The organism is Polynucleobacter duraquae, from assembly GCF_000973625.1.
In the GTDB taxonomy this organism is placed as follows: Bacteria; Pseudomonadota; Gammaproteobacteria; order Burkholderiales; family Burkholderiaceae; genus Polynucleobacter; species Polynucleobacter duraquae.
The window spans coordinates 495,655-513,487 of the sequence record NZ_CP007501.1; the positions used below are offsets into that span (position 1 = coordinate 495,655).

17 protein-coding genes, 1 tRNA gene and 1 pseudogene are annotated in these 17,833 nt (G+C 46.1%); 5 read left to right on the plus strand and 14 right to left on the minus strand.

Features of this window, described 5'->3' with window-relative positions:
* Positions 1-4 precede the first annotated feature (4 nt).
* The 3 genes from CL55_RS02665 to CL55_RS02675 are packed head-to-tail and all read right to left on the minus strand — an operon-like array spanning position 5 to position 2,738.
* On the minus strand, positions 5-1,162 hold the full coding sequence (locus CL55_RS02665) for a glycosyltransferase family 9 protein (protein WP_046329747.1): 1,158 nt from the start codon (positions 1,160-1,162) through the stop codon (positions 5-7).
* A 20-nt stretch (positions 1,163-1,182) separates the two neighbouring features.
* The gene (locus CL55_RS02670) at positions 1,183-1,962 is read right to left on the minus strand and encodes a glycosyltransferase family 2 protein (RefSeq protein WP_046329748.1); all 780 of its coding nucleotides are present in this window, start codon (positions 1,960-1,962) and stop codon (positions 1,183-1,185) included.
* A complete protein-coding gene (locus CL55_RS02675; protein ID WP_046329749.1) occupies positions 1,959-2,738 on the minus strand; it encodes a glycosyltransferase family 2 protein in 780 nt (259 codons plus the stop codon). The genes CL55_RS02670 and CL55_RS02675 overlap by 4 nt, the downstream gene beginning before the upstream one ends.
* A gap of 10 nt (positions 2,739-2,748) precedes the next feature.
* Between CL55_RS02675 and msbA the strand changes: the two genes are divergently transcribed.
* Positions 2,749-4,512, plus strand: coding sequence for a lipid A export permease/ATP-binding protein MsbA (gene msbA / locus CL55_RS02680; RefSeq protein ID WP_046329750.1), 1,764 nt, complete (start codon positions 2,749-2,751; stop codon positions 4,510-4,512).
* Positions 4,513-4,519: 7 nt separating this feature from the next.
* Here msbA and rng read toward each other — a convergent pair whose 3' ends face one another.
* The 8 genes and pseudogenes from rng to CL55_RS02720 form a co-directional block, all read right to left on the minus strand.
* Positions 4,520-5,983 (minus strand): ribonuclease G, encoded by a 1,464-nt coding sequence (gene rng / locus CL55_RS02685; RefSeq protein ID WP_046329751.1) that lies wholly within the window; start codon positions 5,981-5,983, stop codon positions 4,520-4,522.
* Entirely contained in the window at positions 5,980-6,603 is a 624-nt protein-coding gene (locus CL55_RS02690) for a Maf family protein (protein WP_046329752.1), read from the minus strand. Before CL55_RS02690 ends, rng begins: the two co-directional genes overlap by 4 nt.
* Positions 6,604-6,610: 7 nt before the next feature.
* On the minus strand, positions 6,611-7,054 hold the full coding sequence (gene rlmH / locus CL55_RS02695) for a 23S rRNA (pseudouridine(1915)-N(3))-methyltransferase RlmH (protein WP_046329753.1): 444 nt from the start codon (positions 7,052-7,054) through the stop codon (positions 6,611-6,613).
* Positions 7,055-7,067: 13 nt separating this feature from the next.
* Positions 7,068-7,454, minus strand: a pseudogene (gene rsfS, locus CL55_RS02700) (ribosome silencing factor); the annotation flags it as partial.
* Between the two features lie 53 nt (positions 7,455-7,507).
* The gene (gene nadD / locus CL55_RS02705; RefSeq protein WP_046329755.1) at positions 7,508-8,212 is read right to left on the minus strand and encodes a nicotinate (nicotinamide) nucleotide adenylyltransferase; all 705 of its coding nucleotides are present in this window, start codon (positions 8,210-8,212) and stop codon (positions 7,508-7,510) included.
* Positions 8,213-9,124 carry an oxygen-dependent coproporphyrinogen oxidase gene (gene hemF / locus CL55_RS02710; RefSeq protein ID WP_046331103.1) on the minus strand — a complete coding sequence of 304 codons (912 nt, stop codon included), beginning with the start codon at positions 9,122-9,124 and terminating at the stop codon, positions 8,213-8,215.
* Positions 9,125-9,174: 50 nt separating this feature from the next.
* Positions 9,175-10,452 (minus strand): phosphoribosylamine--glycine ligase, encoded by a 1,278-nt coding sequence (gene purD, locus CL55_RS02715; protein WP_046329756.1) that lies wholly within the window; start codon positions 10,450-10,452, stop codon positions 9,175-9,177.
* Between the two features lie 47 nt (positions 10,453-10,499).
* Positions 10,500-11,219, minus strand: a complete 720-nt coding sequence (locus CL55_RS02720; protein WP_046329757.1) for a YebC/PmpR family DNA-binding transcriptional regulator — start codon at positions 11,217-11,219, stop codon at positions 10,500-10,502.
* 141 nt (positions 11,220-11,360) lie between these two features.
* On the opposite strand from CL55_RS02720, the gene CL55_RS02725 reads away from it, so the two are divergent.
* Positions 11,361-11,445: transfer RNA gene (locus CL55_RS02725), tRNA-Leu, on the plus strand.
* Between the two features lie 42 nt (positions 11,446-11,487).
* Here the strand turns inward: CL55_RS02725 and CL55_RS02730 are convergent.
* From CL55_RS02730 to lptF, 3 genes are all read right to left on the minus strand, one after another.
* Complete coding sequence (locus tag CL55_RS02730; protein ID WP_046329758.1) at positions 11,488-12,429, minus strand: CysB family HTH-type transcriptional regulator; 942 nt, start codon at positions 12,427-12,429, stop codon at positions 11,488-11,490.
* A gap of 62 nt (positions 12,430-12,491) precedes the next feature.
* Complete coding sequence (gene lptG / locus CL55_RS02735; RefSeq protein ID WP_046329759.1) at positions 12,492-13,646, minus strand: LPS export ABC transporter permease LptG; 1,155 nt, start codon at positions 13,644-13,646, stop codon at positions 12,492-12,494.
* The gene (lptF, locus tag CL55_RS02740) at positions 13,643-14,758 is read right to left on the minus strand and encodes an LPS export ABC transporter permease LptF (protein WP_046329760.1); all 1,116 of its coding nucleotides are present in this window, start codon (positions 14,756-14,758) and stop codon (positions 13,643-13,645) included. The genes lptG and lptF overlap by 4 nt, the downstream gene beginning before the upstream one ends.
* A gap of 118 nt (positions 14,759-14,876) precedes the next feature.
* On the opposite strand from lptF, the gene CL55_RS02745 reads away from it, so the two are divergent.
* Genes CL55_RS02745 through lgt form a run of 3 tightly spaced genes read left to right on the plus strand, consistent with a single transcriptional unit; the run spans position 14,877 to position 17,763 of the window.
* Positions 14,877-16,478: a leucyl aminopeptidase gene (locus CL55_RS02745; RefSeq protein WP_082091878.1), complete on the plus strand. Its 1,602-nt coding sequence runs from the start codon at positions 14,877-14,879 to the stop codon at positions 16,476-16,478.
* 3 nt (positions 16,479-16,481) lie between these two features.
* Positions 16,482-16,946, plus strand: a complete 465-nt coding sequence (locus CL55_RS02750) for a DNA polymerase III subunit chi (protein WP_046329761.1) — start codon at positions 16,482-16,484, stop codon at positions 16,944-16,946.
* Positions 16,947-16,965: 19 nt separating this feature from the next.
* The gene (lgt, locus tag CL55_RS02755; protein WP_046329762.1) at positions 16,966-17,763 is read left to right on the plus strand and encodes a prolipoprotein diacylglyceryl transferase; all 798 of its coding nucleotides are present in this window, start codon (positions 16,966-16,968) and stop codon (positions 17,761-17,763) included.
* Positions 17,764-17,833 lie beyond the last annotated feature (70 nt).

A 17,833-nucleotide genomic window follows, 5' to 3' on the forward strand; every position in this document is an offset into this window, starting at 1 on the left:
AGTTTTATTTCTTTATAGCGCTTTGCAGTGCTTGAATCACTTGGTTTGGGTCTAGCTGGTCCAAGCATTCGCTATTACTACTTGCGCGATCCTCGCAACCTGCTTTGCGGCAGGGGACGCATTCACCAGGCCCTTGTAGGATTGTGACATTACCAACCGTCTGCGAGCGAGCTCTTAATCGATATGGCTGTTCACCAACAAAACCATTAGGCCATGGCCCAAAGTTGGTGGGTGGTGTTGGACCGAATAGGGCAATGGTGGGTGAATTGCATGCGGCTGCTAAGTGCGTAATAGAGGTGTCTACCCCAACATAAGCTATCGCTCCACGAATCAGTGTCCCCGCCTGCGGGATAGTGAGCTGGCCCGCAGTATCAAGGACATGCTTGCGGGTTTCTTCATCAAGCAATGAAAGAATATCTTGATTGAGTTGCAGATCTTGCTTGGCGGGAGATGCGCTCAGCACCACTTGCCAACCTTGTTTTGTAATCCATGTCAGCAATGTTTGCCAATACGCAAGTGGCCAACGCTTATATGCGGTTAAAGGTCCGGGGTGAACCACCACATAAGGTGAGTGAAGTTGACTTGCAATACTTGGGATAATCGGATCACCAGCAGGAGCTGTTACCGAGATTGGTTTCTTAAATAATTCCAGTGGATTTTTATAAAAGATCTCGAGCAGGCGAAGCTTTTCAGTAATAACATGTTGTGCAAAATAATCTACGTCAACTGTATGCAGGCTAATAGTTTTTTTCCAGGCATTTTGTTGATCACTTTTACTTTTTTTAGCTTTATCTTGTTCAGTGAGGCCTTGAGGATGGCCACCTAGAACGCCCACGCGGTGATGAGCTGCTGCTAGGCCATAGAAATAGGCGCGATCACTGGGTTGCGTAACCACTGCTAAATCATAACGTTGAAAGAGTTTAAAAAATAAAGTGAGATATTCCCCAAGCTTGGGGCGATCTGAGGTTTCAATGATCTGAGCAATATCGGGGTTGCCTTTGAGCATCTCGAGCTTGCCGCGGTAGCCCAAAAAGTGAAACTCAGCATCAGGCCACAGTTCACGAGCTTGTGAAATGAGCGGTGTAGTGACAAGGACATCGCCAATTTGGCGAGTCGCAATAAATAAAACTTTTTTAGGCTTGAGCGCTGAGAATGCAGACATAGGGGTAATGTAACTAAATCCTACTTAACTTTAGCGAGAATTTTTTCACGGACGCGACGCGCATTTTCTGCAGCATTGGATTGATCATTGATGCGGTGGTAGAGGTGCAGCACTTCAGTTGCCCAAGATCCAGATTTTCTAATCAACCCACGATTTTGTAATCGGAAAACAAAATCGGCATCTTCATGTCCCCAGCCTGTCATGGTTTCATCAAAGCCGCCTATCGCCAGAGCGTTAGCTTTCCAACATGCCATATTGCAGCCTTTAATACGGCGCCAGACAAATTTTTTGTAGTTGCGCCAGGCGCCATTACCCAACTTGACTTTGAGGGGCCAATACTTATTGATACCGCCGGATAGTCGATAGCTTAATAAGTTATCAGTGAATTTCTTGGAGTCCCAATGAGGCCATGAAAGCAATTGTTTACTGAGTTGGTCGTTCAGTAAAACACGACTACCTGTCACTAGATGGTTTGCCTGAGACAGTGCACGATGTTGTGCAATAAAGTCTGGCTGTACAACGCAATCACCATCGAGAAATACGAGATATTCACCGGAAGCCGCTTGAATGGCTTGATTGAGAATGCGGGTCTTACGAAATCCCTGATCTTCTTGCCAAAGATGAGTAATTTTTACTGGGAAATTTTTCTGGATTGCTTCTATGAGATCTTTGGTGTCTGTAGTTGAGCCATCATCGGCAATGATGATTTCAAAATGGAAATCTGCTTGAGTGCTCAGTGACTCAAGACAGAGTTTGAGGGCCTGTGGCCAGTTATAGGTCGCCAGAAGAACGGAGATCATTTGCTGAGAAAGTTATTGGAGTTTGCTTCTTGGTGCAAGTGCCATAACTTCATATAGCGATAGTAAGTCCCTTGCCCATTCGAGATTGCTAATGCAAAACCCTGGGGGCCGTCCAGAAAACCAAGTCGTACGAAGTAGGTACGAGTAAAAGCCCAAATACCATGAAGTACTGCAGTTAATGGGCTACTCTTTTTACCTTTAGAAAATGCTTGCTCTGCTGAAGCTGTTGAATAGCGATCTAGCTTTTGGAGTACTTGCGAGTAGTTCATGAAGCTGAAATGCAACATCGGATTCTCTAGCTTGGCTACTTGCCCATTAGGTATCAGCCGCTCGTGAACTAGATCATCCGAGAAGCGGGCAGTACCACGCTTAAATAATCGATCTACATAATCTGGACTCCAGCCAGAATGCCGAATAAAACGACCGCAATACCAAGATAGGCGTGGAATTGCAAAACAGTCAACATGGGCTGAATGGTGAATTGCAGTCAGAATCTCACTTCTGAGGGCGGGAGTGAGTCTCTCATCCGCATCCAAGGAAAGTATCCAGTCACCTGTAGCTAGGTCTAAAGCTCGGTTCTTTTGGGAGCCAAATCCAGGCCAGTCGGCCGGCTGGCTAATAAGCGCCCCATGCTTTTTAGCGATCTCCAGGGTGTTATCGGTGCTGTTGGTATCGACCACCACGATTTGCTGGGCAATCCCTTCTAGGGAGGCCAAACAATCGGCCAAATTGGCCTCTTCATTGCGAGTAATGAGTATGACGGATAAGGTGGGCATAATTCATTATATGAATGCTCAAGACCGTACCGCCCTAAATCGCTTAATTCAGTACCTTAAGCCCCATATTGGCTTAATTATTGGCTCTATATTGGCCATGGCGCTGGTTGCTGGCGCAGAAACCTCTATGCCGGCCCTCATGAAGCCTCTGCTAGATCGTGGTTTCACTGGTCAGTTGGATCAAAAACTCTGGCTAGTACCCGTTTTCTTGGTCGGCCTAGCCTTTGTGCGAGGGATGGCGCAATTTTTGTCTAGCTATCTTTTAAATCGCGTTATCAATGCTGTTTTGCTGAAGATGCGCATGCAGATGTTTAAGGCATTACTACATTCAAGCACTACGTTCTTTCAAAAGAACTCTGCATCCAGCTTAATTAATGCGGTAGTTTTTGAGGTGAATAATGCCCTCTCCATTATGGGCGGCATATTAATTAGTTTGGTGCGTGATTCTCTCACTGTGATTGGATTGATTGGCTACTTGATTTACCTAAATTGGCAACTGACATTAGTCGTGTTGATGATTTTCCCCATCATCGCTTTCATCATTGGAAAGATTAATAAACGCTTGCGCTCACTGAATCGTGAGCAGCAAACAATGACTAGTGAGCTTGCCTATATTGTTGAAGAATCATCCGCTGGGTACAAGATCGTGAAGGTGCATGGTGCTGAAGAGTATGAGATGAACCGCTTTATGGAAAAAGCGGATCGTCTTCGTCAATTTGCTTTGAAATCAGCAGTTGCAGGCGGCTTGAATCAGCCGATCACCCAGCTCATTGCTTCGATGGCGCTGTCGATCGTCTTAGTTATCGCCTTGATGCAGTCTGCCTCTGAGGGGACTACGGTTGGCGGCTTTGCCTCTTTTATTACTGCCATGTTGTTAGTAATCTCACCGATTAAGCATCTAGCTGATATTAATCAGCCCTTGCAGCGTGGCTTGACTGCGGCAGAAATGATTTTCTCTCTCATGGATCAATCCTTCGAGGAGGATGAATCTCGCAAAGAGAATATGAAATCCCTAGGCAAAGCAAAGGGCGCAATTCGGTTTGAAGATGTTGGTTTCTCATATCAGCAGGAGGCTGGACGAAAAGATGCTCTCACTGGCGTGAATTTAAATATCAAGCCTGGAGAAGTGGTTGCCTTTGTCGGTCCGTCTGGCGGTGGTAAATCTACGCTGGTCAATTTATTGCCGCGTTTCTTTAAGCCGACCAGCGGGCAAATTTTCTTGGACGAGATTCCGCTGGAGGATATTGTGCTGGCTGATGTGCGTAAACAGATTGCTTTTGTGAGTCAGGATGTCATTTTATTCAATGACAGTATTGCGGCAAACGTAGCCTATGGCGCTACTGGCACTGATGGTATTGATCGCGGACGTGTCATAGAAGCTCTTGAGGCGGCAAACTTATCTGCGCTCATGAAAGAGATGCCTGAAGGAATTGATACTCAAATTGGTGATAACGGCAATCGTCTATCAGGCGGACAACGCCAGCGTTTGGCTATCGCGAGAGCCATCTATAAAGATGCACCTATTCTGATTTTGGATGAAGCAACTTCGGCACTCGATTCTGAATCCGAACGTCAAGTGCAAGATGCCTTAGAGCGCTTAATGGCCGGTAGAACTACTTTGGTTATCGCCCATCGCCTATCAACCATTGAGCATGCTGATCGGATTGTGGTTCTAGAGCATGGCCATGTGATCGAGAATGGTTCACATGAAGAGTTGATTACTAAGGATGGCTTATATGCTAACTTGCATCGTATTCAGTTTTCGAATGCTTAATCAATCATTAGCTGAGAACGATATCGTATTGTTCTTGGCGAAAACTGCCTTCTGCTTGGAGCTTGATGGGCTTTGCAATAAAGTCACCTAACTGTGCCAAGAACTGATTCTCCTCCTCAAGGAAAAGATCAATCACATCAGGTGCTGCAACGATTCTAAATTCTCGAGGGTTAAATTGGCGATGCTCGCGCACAATCTCGCGCAAAATCTCATAGCAAACTGTTTGCGCAGTTTTGATTTCACCTTTGCCTTGGCACGTAGCGCATGGTTCACAGGTGATGTGGGCTAGGGATTCCCGGGTGCGTTTACGGGTCATCTCCACTAGGCCTAATGAAGAAAAGTCATTCACCGAGGTGCGAGCATGATCGCGTTCTAAATTGCGCTTGAGTTCGTGCAAAACTGATTCTTGATGGTCTTTACTCAACATATCAATAAAGTCGATGATGATGATGCCGCCAAGATTGCGCAAGCGCAATTGACGGGCAATAGCTTGAGCAGCTTCAAGATTAGTTTTAAAGACAGTGTCATCTAGATTGCGTGCGCCTACATAACTTCCAGTGTTGACATCAATCGTAGTCATGGATTCTGTTTGGTCAATCATCAGGTAGCCACCTGATTTGAGATCCACCCTTCTGCCGAGTGCTTTATTAATTTCGGCATCAACATCAAATAAATCAAATAAGGCACGCTCACCACGATGCAGTGTGAGCTTGTCCAATAAATTTGGCATATACAGCGTAGCGAACCCTTTAAGCTTTTCAAAGTTCTCTGCTGAGTCCACTCGAATTTTTATAGTTTCTTCGCTAGCAAGATCACGTAATACGCGTTCGGCCAGACTGAGATCCTGATAGAGCAAGCTAGGTGCGGCCTTGTGATTCACGGCCTCACGAATCTTTTCCCAAGTTGTGCGCAGGTAATGCATATCATGCTTAAGCTCATTATCGCTGGCATCTTGTGCGCTAGTACGCACAATGATCCCGCCTTTTTCGTCAGCAGGCATGAGTCCTGCAAGACGAACCTTGATAGCCTCTCGCTCTTCTGGCTGATCAATTCTTTGGGATACGCCAATATATTTCTCGGCGGCTGCATCTGTGCCAGCCGGTGGTAAGTAAACTAAATTGCGGCCAGCAATACTCAGCTGGGTGGTGAGGCGCGCACCTTTGGTTCCTAAAGGATCTTTCAGAACTTGAACTAAAACATTTTGGCCTTCAAAGAGCAGTTTTTCGATTTGGGCTTGAGGATTATTTTGAGTAATGTCGGCGACGTGCATAAAAGCAGTGCGCTCTAAGCCGATTTCAATAAAGGCGGACTGCATACCAGGTAGCACTCGTACCACTTTAGCTAAATAGATATTGCCGACGATACCGCGTTGACGCGTACGCTCAATCTGAAGTTCTTGAACGGCACCTTGCTGAATTAGTGCCACCCGTGTTTCTTGGGGGGTGATGTTGATCAGGATTTCTTCGTTCATATGCGGGCGACTTTTGCGAAATCTAATAATTGGTTAACTTCGAAAATGGGTAATCCCATGATACCGCTATAGCTGCCTTTAATAGAAGGAATAAAAGCCCCACCAAGACCTTGAATGCCATATGCGCCAGCCTTACCAAAGGGCTCACCACTCTGAATATAGCTCTCAATTTGTGCTTCAGTTAAGTGGGCAAATTCCACTTCAGATACATGTACCAAGCACAAAGGATTTATTTTGGGATCAGTTGTGAGTACAACTGCAGTTAAAACCTGATGCGTTTGACCGCTGAGCATTTTGAGAATACGCCTAGCATCGGAAGCATCATTTGGTTTTCCAAGGATTTCACCATCTGGATTGCTAGGTAGGCTGACGGCAGTATCTGCACACAAGACAGGTGCCCAAGGCTTACCGCTTTTTTGCCACCTGGCTAAGGCAATAGCACTTTTGGCAAAGGTAACTCGTTCAACGTAAGTACGTCCCTTTTCATTGGGGAGGGGTGTCTCAAGGGTTTCCGTATCTTCGCCAGGTGCTGCAACCAGCATCTCAAAATTGACGCCAATCTGTTTGAGTATCTCTTGGCGTCGTGGACTTTGTGAGGCGAGGTAAATATAAGAAAACATAAAAGACTTACTCACGGTGATAGGGGTGGCCTTGCAAAATAGTCCAAGCTCGGTAGAGTTGCTCAACTAACAAGACTCTGGCCATAGCATGTGGCAGAGTGAGACTCGAGAGGCGCCACATCGCTTGAGCATTCTCTTTCAGGCTGGGATCGAGTCCATCAGCACCACCAATCAAAAAGGTAATATCAAAACCTTCCTGTCGCCAGCCTGCCAACTGGGTAGCTAGATTTTGCGTTGTCTGATCTTTGCCACGTTCATCCAGTGCAATCACCCGAGAGCCTTTCGGAATAGCTGCTGCAATTTTGACGGCTTCTTTGACTGGACTGAGATCAGGTTTGATCTCTTTGATTTCAATGCTGCAATCTGCGGGCATGCGCTTAATGTAATCATGGGTTGCAGTTGCAACCCATTCTGGCATTTTGTGACCAACAGAAACAATCGTTAAACGCATTGCTAAAGTATTACTCTTCGTCGTCGGGTTCGCTTGCCTTTACAAGACCCTTGTCTGCAGCCAATTTGACGCGAACTGGCTTAGCACCCCACATACCTTCCAATTGGTAATAAGCGCGCAGTGCAGGTTGCAAAATATGAACCACGATATCGCCGCAATCAACGAGCACCCATTCACCAGTCTCTAAACCTTCGACTGAGATGACTTCCCCGCCTTTGGCGTTGACAGCCTCTTTAACTGACATGGCCAACGATCTAGTTTGGCGATTGGAGGTGCCGGTAGCAATGATCACGCGATCAAATAACTCGCTGAGTTTAGTGGTGTCGTAAACGCGAATATCTTGTGCTTTGACATCTTCCAGAGCATCGATCACGACACGTTGTAATTTAGTTAATTCCATAGTTTCTTTAATATTTTTCTGAGATTTTGTATATAAGGATGATCTTAGCCTGATTACTTGTACAGACCTAAATTTGTAATGATTTCTAAAGCGTGAGCGGGAATCTGCTTAAGTGCAATTTCCTCACGAGATGCGCTTTTAAGTTGATTTCGAAGTTCGGTAGATGAAAGGTCAACCGATAGACTGTTATCTAAGTAGATGCGTCCAAAAGGACTTTTTGCAAGGGCGTCGGCATAAATACATTGATGCTTTTCTAGTAAGTCCTGCACTTCAGGGCTTATTTCTGCAGAAATTGAATGGTGAGGCCTACTGGCCACTGCCAAATTCAGATAATTCAGTAATTGATCCCAAGAATTCCAGGTTGGTAGGTTCAGAAGAGTATCGGCTCCCATTAGCCAAGTCAGGCTAACCTGGGGTCCAAAATGCTTCCTGAGAGCTTTGGCTGTATCAAGTGTGTAGCTTGGACCCGCTCGATCCATTTCTATGCGATCAGTACTAATTTGCGTTGCTAAATTCTGCTGTAGAAATTCAATAGCTAAATCGATGCCAGCCGCTTCAGTCATCTGAAAGCGAAGCTCAGAGGGGGTAATGCTAGACTCTTTTTGCCAGGGCTCCCCGCTGGGAACGAGCAACAATTGGTCAAGATGCAAGATTTTTGCAAAATGGGTTGCTAATTTAATGTGGCCAAGATGGGGTGGGTCAAACGTGCCGCCTAGAATGCCAATTTTTTTTAGGGTAACCAAATGTTCTGAGATCATTTAGGCAAGCCAGTCGCGCGGCTTAAGGTAGTAGTCGTAAAGCTTTGCTTCTGGTGTCCCTGGTTTTGGCTGCCAGTTGTACCACCACTGCACTACGGGTGGCATAGACATCAAAATAGACTCTGTGCGCCCGCCAGAGTGCAGGCCAAAAATGGTGCCTCGGTCAAATAATAAGTTGTACTCCACATAACGTCCACGACGGTATTCTTGAAAAGCTTTTTCTTCTGGGGTGAAGCTGTCTTGATAACGACGCTCCACAATCGGCAAGTAAGCTTCAATAAATGCATCGCCAACAGCACGCGTCATGGCAAAGCTTTGCTCAAAACCCAGTTCATTGAAGTCGTCAAAGAATACGCCACCAATACCGCGGGGCTCTTCACGATGCTTAAGATAAAAATATTCATCACACCATTTTTTGAATCGAGGGTATAGCTCTTTGCCAAACGGGTCTAAAGCATTTTTAGCGGTTTGATGAAAGTGTTTACAGTCCTCGTCAACGCCATAGTAGGGGGTAAGATCAAAGCCGCCTCCAAACCACCAAACGGGCTCTTTATCGGGAGCTTGCGCAATAAAGCAACGCACATTCATATGAGTGGTTGGCACCTTGGGATTGTTTGGGTGAAAGACCAAAGAAACACCCATGGCTTCAAAACTACGTCCAGCAACTTCTGGGCGATGGTGTGAAGCTGAAGGAGGCATTTGATCACCGCGAACATGAGAAAAGCCCACACCACCTTTTTCTAATATATTGCCGCCATCTAAAGTACAAGTATGTCCATAACCCCGCAGCTTGCTATCTTCCGGCTTTTCCCAGGCATCCACCACAAAGGCTTTGCCGTCAAGCGCACTCATTGCAGTAGTAATGCGATCTTGCAGACCTAAAAAATAAGATTCTAGTTCTGCAATATTAATTTGAGTCTGTTCAGTAGATGACAAGGATGAAAAGTCCTTCTTAGTTAGAGTTATTTCACTGCCCGATAGCCAATATCTTTGCGATATTGCATGCCATCGAATTGGATCTGAGCAATCGCTTCATATGCTTTTTGTTGTGCACCGCGAACGGTATCCGATAGACCTACGACGCACATGACACGACCACCCGAGGTGACTAGCTTCCCATCCTGTAACTTTGTACCAGCATGAAAAGTCAATTGATCTTCAGTATCAGCAGGGATACCCGTAATGACATCGCCATTACGCGGAGTATCGGGATAATTGTGAACTGCCAATACCACGCCTAGGGCAGTACGACGATCCCACTCCAACTCTACCTCATTGAGTGTGCCGTCAATAGCATGATCAAGTGCGTTTACGAGATCGCTCCGCAGGCGCGCCATGATTGGCTGTGTTTCTGGATCGCCCATACGGCAATTAAATTCTAAAGTCTTAATCTTCCCATCGGGGGAAATCATGAGCCCCGCATAGAGGAAGCCAGTGTATGGAATGCCATCAGCCTCCATGCCTTTAACTGTCGGTATGATGACTTCGCGTAAGGCGCGCGCATGAATTTCTGGGGTAACTACTGGGGCAGGGGAGTAAGCGCCCATGCCGCCAGTATTGGGGCCTTGATCAGCATCGAGCAGGCGCTTGTGATCTTGACTAGTTGCTAAAGCTAAAACATGTTTGCCATCTACAAGTACGATAAAGCTAGCTTCTTCACCAGTCAAAAATTCTTCAATGACTACGCGTGCGCCAGCATTCCCCAGTTTGTTATCGGCTAGCATCATATCGACAGCTGCATGAGCTTCGACTAAATCCATTGCTACAACTACACCTTTGCCTGCAGCAAGACCATCCGCCTTAATAACAATGGGCGCGCCCTTAGCATCAATATAAGCGTGAGCTTCTAATGCATTTGAAAAAGTCTGATACTCCGCTGTTGGGATGCCATGACGTTTCATAAATGCTTTAGAGAAATCTTTGGAAGACTCTAATTGGGCTGCTAACTGAGTAGGCCCAAAGATGCGCAATCCATTCTTGCGAAATACATCCACAATACCGGCAGCCAATGGCGCCTCAGGGCCCACTACGGTGAGGTGGATCTTTTCACGTTTGGCAAAGTCTGCCAATTCTTGAAGGTCTGAGATCGGGAGGTTTTGGATACCGGCTGCAGTTTGTTTTGCAGTAGCTGTACCGCCATTGCCCGGGGCTACACATACAGTTTGAACTTGTGGAGATTGCGCTAGCTTCCATGCTAATGCATGTTCACGACCACCAGAACCAATTAAAAGAATTTTCATAAAGGACTAAAAGATGTATTAATGATGAGTGTTAAAAAGCTGGCCGATTACAAAGAGGCGTTCGTGAATACTTCTTGAACGTCATCCAAGTTCTCAAGCGCATCTAATAGTTTTTGCATGCTCTCTGCTTGATCACCTTCGAGTTCAGTTTCAGTTTCAGGACGCATCGTCACTGTTGCTAGCTCTGCTTTTAAACCCGCTTGGTAAAGTGCGTCCTGTACCTTAGGAAATTCAGGCACTGGGGTGAGCACCTCAAATGAACCATCATCATGAGTGATGACATCTTCGGCGCCAGCATCTAGCGCGATCTCCATAAGTTGATCTTCGTTGGTGCCTGGCGCAAACAACATCTGACCGCAGTGTTTGAACATAAAGGCAACTGAGCCTTCGGCGCCCATGTTGCCTCCATTTTTTGCAAATGCATGGCGTACTTCAGCAACAGTGCGGGTACGGTTATCCGTTAAGCAATCCACAATGATGGCGGCGCCATTGAGGCCGTAACCTTCGTAACGAATTTCTTCGTAGTTAACACCTTCCAAGGAGCCAGTACCACGCTGAATTGCCCGTTGCACATTGTCATTAGGCATATTGGCATCTTTAGCCTTATCGATCGCAAGGCGTAAACGGGGGCTTGTAGCGATATCGCCTCCACCTAATTTAGCTGCAACCGTAATTTCTTTAATGAGTTTGGTCCAAATCTTGCCGCGCTTTTCGTCTTGACGTCCTTTGCGGTGCTGAATGTTGGCCCATTTCGAATGGCCGGCCATACGGGTAAGTCCTTTTGAGTAATGTGGCTTGAAGACCCTATTTTAAGGTCTTATGAGCCTAAGAATGAGCGTCCTACAACTTTTTTGTTACACTCTCACGTCTTAGTAAGCTTCAATGCAGTATTTCCACTGCAAACACCTGCCCCGGTGATGGAATTGGTAGACGTGCCGGACTCAAAATCCGGTGCCGCAAGGCGTGGCGGTTCAAGTCCGCCCCGGGGCACCATCTTAAGCAGACTGTTATTTGCTACCCGAACCGTTCTAAATCTTAAATTTCGTAAGTTTCTGATTCGCTATTCATGGCTTGCTCAACGATTTTCTTGGTGAGCGTGGGTGAGAATAGTTCAATGAAGGTGAAAACGAAAGAGCGTAAATAGGCGCCTTGCTTTACACCTAGATGCGTTACGTTACTGCCAAATAGATGGCTAACCGGAATGACTCTGAGGTTGCGATCTCGATCTGCATCATAGGCTAAGCCAGCAACAATTCCTACGCCCATCCCTGTTTCTACATAGGTCTTAATGACGTCTGCATCAATCGCCTCCAAAATAATATCGGGACTGAGATTGCGTTGTGCAAAGGCAGCATCAATCTTACTTCGACCTGCAAATGCTTTGTCGTAGGTAATTAGTGGATACTTCGCAATTTCTTCTAGGGTGATTGTGGATTGATTGAGGAGTGGGTGACTTAGTGGCACCATGACGACGTGTTGCCACTGGTAGCCTGGAAGTGCCAGCACACCTGGGGTGTTGGCAATGCCCTCGGTGGCGATTGCGATATCAGCACGATCATGAATGAGCAGCTCCGCAATTTGACCTGGGCTACCTTGCTGAATACTTACCCGTACCTTTGGAAACCGTTTTGTAAATTCAGTGAGCACTTTAGGCAAGGCATAACGGGCCTGAGTATGGGTAGTGGCAATCACAAAGTTACCCTGATCTTGGCTGGCAAAGTCTTTACCCACCCTTCTTAGGGTTTCCACCTCATCCAAAACGCGCTCAATCGAAATCAGGATGCGCTTGCCCGGTTCAGTGAGTGAGCGAATACGCTTGCCGTGGCGTCGGAATATCTCAACACCAAGCTCATCTTCTAGCTCAATAATGGCTTTGGAAACCCCTGGCTGAGAGGTAAAGAGGGTCTTAGCGGCCGAGGTGAGGTTAAAGTTCTGCCTAACGGCTTCACGCACAAATCGAAATTGATGTAAATTCATATGGATTCCATTCTTTATATCAACTGAGATATAGGAATCAAATTCTATATGATTTTGAGGTATTAAGCTCTAGATACCCAACGTAAACCCACCATTGCCAAAATGAAATACACCAATGGAGGTGTTAGGGCAGTCAGCAATGCCGGCCATGATCCTAAAAGCCCCACATTTGAGAAGAGCGAGTTAAAGAGTTGGAAACTCATGCCCAGCATGATGCCGCCAAACACCTTAATTCCAACACTGCCTGCTCGAACCTTTAAGTAGGCAAACGGCAGGGCCAGCACTAGCATGACAAAGATCGTAAATGGATAAATCACTTTTTTCCAAAAGGCAATGGAGTGCCTTTGCGCATCTTGTTTGTTATCTGTTAAGTGAGAGATGAAGCGACCCAAACTAAAGATCGACATTTTTTCTGGGCTGACCAAGAGTACATTCAAGATTTGTGGAGTGACTTCAGAGCTTAGGCTGACAATCGGGTGCGCAACAGTTTTCGCTGAATACACTGGGTTCAGCGGGTCGGCCTGCTTAGTTTCTTTAAAGCGAGTTTCGGTAACGTCATCCAGAATCCAAGTTCCAGTTTGATCAAAGCGCCCAGATACGGCACTCCGAATGGATAGCAGACGATAGGCATCATCAAACTCATACATGCGGATATTTTTGATTTCATTATCTTGTTCAATTTTGCCAACGTTGACATATCGAACTCCCGGCCTAATTGGGCCACTACCATCCTCATCACGTAAGCGATCTTTAACCCACACCCCAGTTTTGAATTGAGAGCTATAGGATGAGCCCAAAGCCCTCATGCGAATCTGGTCAGACAAGCTTTCGGCGTAAGGCCCAAGCCACTCGCTCATCACGAGCGTCACAATAACTAAAGGTAACGAAATCTTCGCTAAGGTAGTTAAGCCCCTGCGCATATCCAATCCCGCAATACGTAAGATGGTGAACTCAGATTGGCTTGCTAGCATCGCAAATACATAGATGCTGCCAATCAAACCAGCGATGGGAATAATTTCAGAAATGCGGCTTGGTGCTTTTAATAAAACATGTAGCAAGGCTAGTGGCAAGGTGTATTGACCTTTAACTGAACCAAGTTCACTGAGGATGTCAAAAAATAAGAACAGTGTGACTAAGGCAAATAGGATGAAACCAAAGGCAGCATAAATTTGCCTGGCTAAATAGCGTTCAAAGATATAGGGAAATAAATATTTCATCTATTAGCCAAGAACGCAGGTAGTTGACGGCGCCACCACTTCAGAGACGGGTTGATACGATTACGAATGAGTAGAAAAGCTATGCCAAAAGCGAGGGCGTGTATGGGCCAAGCCGCTACAAAAACATTCACTTTGCCTTGCGAAACAAAATTTTGCGTGAGGTTTAAGAGGTTGCTGTAAATAAGGTATATCAGCACCGCATAAAACATTGCCGTGTAATTACCTAGCCTTGGATTGACATAGGCAAGCGGGATTGCAATCAACACAAGCCCAAGTGCCATTAGCGGTAAACCGATCCTCCAAAGTAATTCAGCATGATTAGGATTAACGGCCGCTACATTGGGATCATTTAACAACTCGGATACCGATTTTTCACGATCACGTGGCGCTGGATCAAGCGTGCTCTTGTTTTGGATATGGGTACTGTACTGAGCGAATTCTAGAATCCTAAAATCAGGCTGTGTTGGTACGCCTTCGTAGCGTCGGCCATTATTGAGTACTATGGATTTGCCACCACGCTCTGCATTCTCAATAAATCCTGTAGAGGCAACGGCAACACTCAGTCGACCATTTTTGGTTTCTGCTGCAAAGATATTTTTCACTTCGCTTTTATCAACATCTAACTCTTCAATGAAAAATACACGCTCGGCTTTGGCTGATTCCCTAAACTGACCTGCAGCAACCATAGACACATCACTCCGTTGCTGAAAGCGCTGGCTAATGATGGTGGATTCGCGGTTAGCCCAAGGCCAAACAAAAAGGGCTAAAAGGGCAATGATGACGATGAGCGGCGCTGCAAAGCGCAGGATGGGTCGAATGAGGCTAGCAATACTGAGACCACTGGCAAACCAAACAATCATTTCTGAATCTTTGTACCAGCGCACTAGCACCATGAGAACTGCCACAAAAAGAGAGACGGTCAATAGAACGGCCATATAACCCAGAGTGGCCAACGCAATGAGGACGAGAGCATCTTCTGGATTAACGGCACCATTGGCTGCAAAGCCCAGAATTCGGATAACCAGGGTGGTAATCATGATGGTAACCAGGACCAAAAAAACGCCACCAGTCGTAAAACTGAGTTCGCGGCGAAGGGCTTGGTGAAAAATCATGAATAAATAGCGAGTTCACTGTTATTGGCTCACTCAAGATGTGAACCTGCATCTCGGAGGATAATGGAAAAACACCCATTTTTTTCCTTGAATTGACTTAAAAATACCTCAAGACATGATGACTATCCAATTTAGCACTAAGATTTTCGCGCAAGCCGATCTGATTAACCCCAAGCAGCTGAAAGCAGGTCTTGCCACTTTAGTGGCGCAGAGCTCCGACTGTTTGGTTTTAGCTTACTCAAAGACAGACTTAGACGCTCTAAAGACTGCCAAATCTAAATCTGGACTTTTGGTTGAATTAGATCGTCTGCTTGGCGGTTCTGTCACCCATGCCAATCTCGTTGGTGACCTCGATGCTCAGCAGGCCTCAACCTGTGTGATTCGTGCCGAAAAGTCTTGGGTCGCCTCTGGAGTGAAAGTAAAACGCATTCTTTTGGTTTCTTTGGGTGACATTACGCCTAAGAGTGCACGTAGTCTGAGCTCATATTCAAAAATTGCGCGCGCCGCATTGAAGCAGCTCAGCGGTGGCTCCATCCAAAGTGCTTTGTGGTTTATTCCAAGTTTCGCTTTGGGCCATCGCGCAGAGTTCATTGCCGAAGAGGTGCGCTTGACCATTCAGTATGCTGGTGACCAGGCATATCGCTTTGGGGTTCGCCAACCGGCAATGAAGTTCAAGGCCAAAGATAAGGCAGATACGTTTAACCACCTCACTTTTGCTGGAAATGATGCTTGTGCTAAGGAACTCAAGGCCGCAGTCCCCGAGGGCGCTGCAATGGTTGAGGGTATGAACTTAGCTAAAGACTTGGGTAATTTACCTCCCAATATTTGTACGCCAACTTATTTAGGTAAGGCAGCGCAAGGCTTAAGTAAGAAGACTGGATTAAAGGTTGAGGTTTTGGGTCGCAAGCAAATTGAAGCTTTAGGTATGGGCTCATTTTTATCTGTAGCCCAAGGTTCAGATACGCCACCACAATTTATTGTGATGCGTCACCTCGGAGGCAAAGTAGGTGAGGCTCCAATTGTGCTGGTGGGTAAGGGTATTACTTTTGACACTGGCGGTATTTCTCTTAAGCCTGGTGAGGCGATGGACGAGATGAAGTACGACATGTGCGGCGCTGCATCTGTCATTGGCACGATGTACGCTACAGCTTTGATGAAGCTGAAAAAGAATGTCATTGGTGTGATTCCGACTTGTGAAAATATGCCTTCCGGTAATGCCACTCGCCCTGGCGATATTGTGAAGAGTATGTCGGGGCAAACGATTGAGATTCTCAATACCGACGCTGAAGGACGCTTGATCCTGTGTGATGCCTTAACTTATGTTGAGCGCTTCAAGCCTAAAGCGGTAATTGATGTAGCCACCTTAACTGGCGCCTGCATCATTGCATTGGGTCATGTACATAGCGGCGTTTTCTCTGATGATGAGGGATTAGTCAATTCACTCACGAAGGCAGGTCATGCCTCTTTAGATACTGTATGGCGTTTGCCATTGGATGCTGCTTATCACGAGCAGTTGAAATCGAACTTTGCAGATGTGGCTAATATTGGTGGACGTCCAGCAGGTAGCGTGACTGCAGCCTGTTTCTTATCGCGCTTCACCGAAAAATACAAATGGGCTCACTTAGATATTGCAGGTACTGCATGGAAGAGTGGCGCTGCCAAAGGTTCAACTGGGCGCCCAGTTCCCTTGCTGGTAAATTACTTGCTAGAGCAAAAGTAATTCATGGCCCGGATTGATTTTCATAGCAATGTTAGCAACAAGCTGGAATACGCTTGTCGCTTAACACGCAAGATCTGGAGTGCCACGCCCGTGGGTGAGCCTGTTCGCAATATTGTGATGGTGGGCGAGACAGCAGATCTCAAAAAGTTAGATGAATTACTGTGGGCATTTAGTGCAACAGATTTTTTGCCCCATTGCTTGATTGAAGATGAGGTGGCAATTGATACACCTATTTTGCTGGCGGATGATTTTCTGTCACCTGCTTTATCCCATCTTCCCCATGCAGATGTATTGATTCATTTGGGAATGCGTATGCCGTCTGATGTTCCAGGTTTACTTGCCCGCTTTCCTCGAATTGTGGAGGTTGTGACGATTGATGAAGCGGAGCGCCTTGCTGGTCGTGAGCGTTACAAAACCTATCGTGACTTAGGTCATGAGCTGCACAACTTCGATCAATCTAAAGCGTGATTATTGTTCGCGCCTCAGTATGTTGATTCATCCCGAATTTGACCCTGCCGTAATTCGCATTGGCTCGTTTGCCATCCACTGGTATGGCTTGATGTATCTCTTGGCGTTTGCTCAATTTTTATTGCTGGGTCGTTCACGCATACGCGCTCCACGATATCAATCCTTGGGCTGGTCATATAAAGATCTTGAGGATCTTTTATTTGTTGGTGTCTTAGGCGTAGTGCTGGGTGGACGTTTGGGTTACACCTTGTTCTACATGCCAGGCTACTACCTCGCAAATCCCCTAAGTATTTTCAAGATCTGGGAGGGTGGCATGTCTTTTCATGGTGGACTCCTAGGTGTATTGCTTGCATTGCTCTGGTTTGCTTATCGTCGCAAAGTTTCATTCTTTGTTGTCAGTGATTTAGTTGCGCCACTAGTGCCATTTGGTCTGGCATTTGGTCGATTGGGTAATTTTATTAATGGCGAACTGTGGGGTAGGCCGACAGACTTACCTTGGGCGATGGTTTTCCCAATGGTTGACTCCATTCCCCGTCATCCCTCCCAGATTTACCAGTTTTTTGGTGAAGGCATTTGTCTAGGCATCATTCTTTGGATTTACTCCAGCAAGCCTCGTAGGGTGGGGCAGATTTCAGGCTTATTTTTGTTGGGATATGGTGTTTGTCGTTTCTTGGCAGAATTTGCTCGAGAGCCTGATGCCTTTTTAGGGCTTCTTGGTCTGGGTCTTTCCATGGGTCAGTGGCTTTCTATCCCCATGATCATTTTCGGAATTTACCTTATAGTGAGAGTAAATACGAAAACAGGTGCTTATCAGTAGTTAAAAATCCGATTTTCTGGCTCTTTTGTAGTTAAGTTCCCTAAATGATCTTAATTACCCATGAAAACAT

Coding starts and splice junctions, on each gene's coding strand:
- rng (WP_046329751.1), bottom strand. CDS start 5,983: ATGAACGAAGAAATCCTGATCAACATCACCCCCCAAGAAACACGGGTG.
- CL55_RS02730 (WP_046329758.1), bottom strand. CDS start 12,429: ATGAATTTACATCAATTTCGATTTGTGCGTGAAGCCGTTAGGCAGAAC.
- CL55_RS02690 (WP_046329752.1), bottom strand. CDS start 6,603: ATGTTTTCTTATATTTACCTCGCCTCACAAAGTCCACGACGCCAAGAG.
- CL55_RS02665 (WP_046329747.1), bottom strand. CDS start 1,162: ATGTCTGCATTCTCAGCGCTCAAGCCTAAAAAAGTTTTATTTATTGCG.
- CL55_RS02675 (WP_046329749.1), bottom strand. CDS start 2,738: ATGCCCACCTTATCCGTCATACTCATTACTCGCAATGAAGAGGCCAAT.
- CL55_RS02720 (WP_046329757.1), bottom strand. CDS start 11,219: ATGGCCGGCCATTCGAAATGGGCCAACATTCAGCACCGCAAAGGACGT.
- CL55_RS02750 (WP_046329761.1), top strand. CDS start 16,482: ATGGCCCGGATTGATTTTCATAGCAATGTTAGCAACAAGCTGGAATAC.
- lptG (WP_046329759.1), bottom strand. CDS start 13,646: ATGAAATATTTATTTCCCTATATCTTTGAACGCTATTTAGCCAGGCAA.
- purD (WP_046329756.1), bottom strand. CDS start 10,452: ATGAAAATTCTTTTAATTGGTTCTGGTGGTCGTGAACATGCATTAGCA.
- rlmH (WP_046329753.1), bottom strand. CDS start 7,054: ATGCGTTTAACGATTGTTTCTGTTGGTCACAAAATGCCAGAATGGGTT.
- nadD (WP_046329755.1), bottom strand. CDS start 8,212: ATGATCTCAGAACATTTGGTTACCCTAAAAAAAATTGGCATTCTAGGC.
- CL55_RS02670 (WP_046329748.1), bottom strand. CDS start 1,962: ATGATCTCCGTTCTTCTGGCGACCTATAACTGGCCACAGGCCCTCAAA.
- lptF (WP_046329760.1), bottom strand. CDS start 14,758: ATGATTTTTCACCAAGCCCTTCGCCGCGAACTCAGTTTTACGACTGGT.
- lgt (WP_046329762.1), top strand. CDS start 16,966: ATGTTGATTCATCCCGAATTTGACCCTGCCGTAATTCGCATTGGCTCG.
- CL55_RS02745 (WP_082091878.1), top strand. CDS start 14,877: ATGACTATCCAATTTAGCACTAAGATTTTCGCGCAAGCCGATCTGATT.
- msbA (WP_046329750.1), top strand. CDS start 2,749: ATGAATGCTCAAGACCGTACCGCCCTAAATCGCTTAATTCAGTACCTT.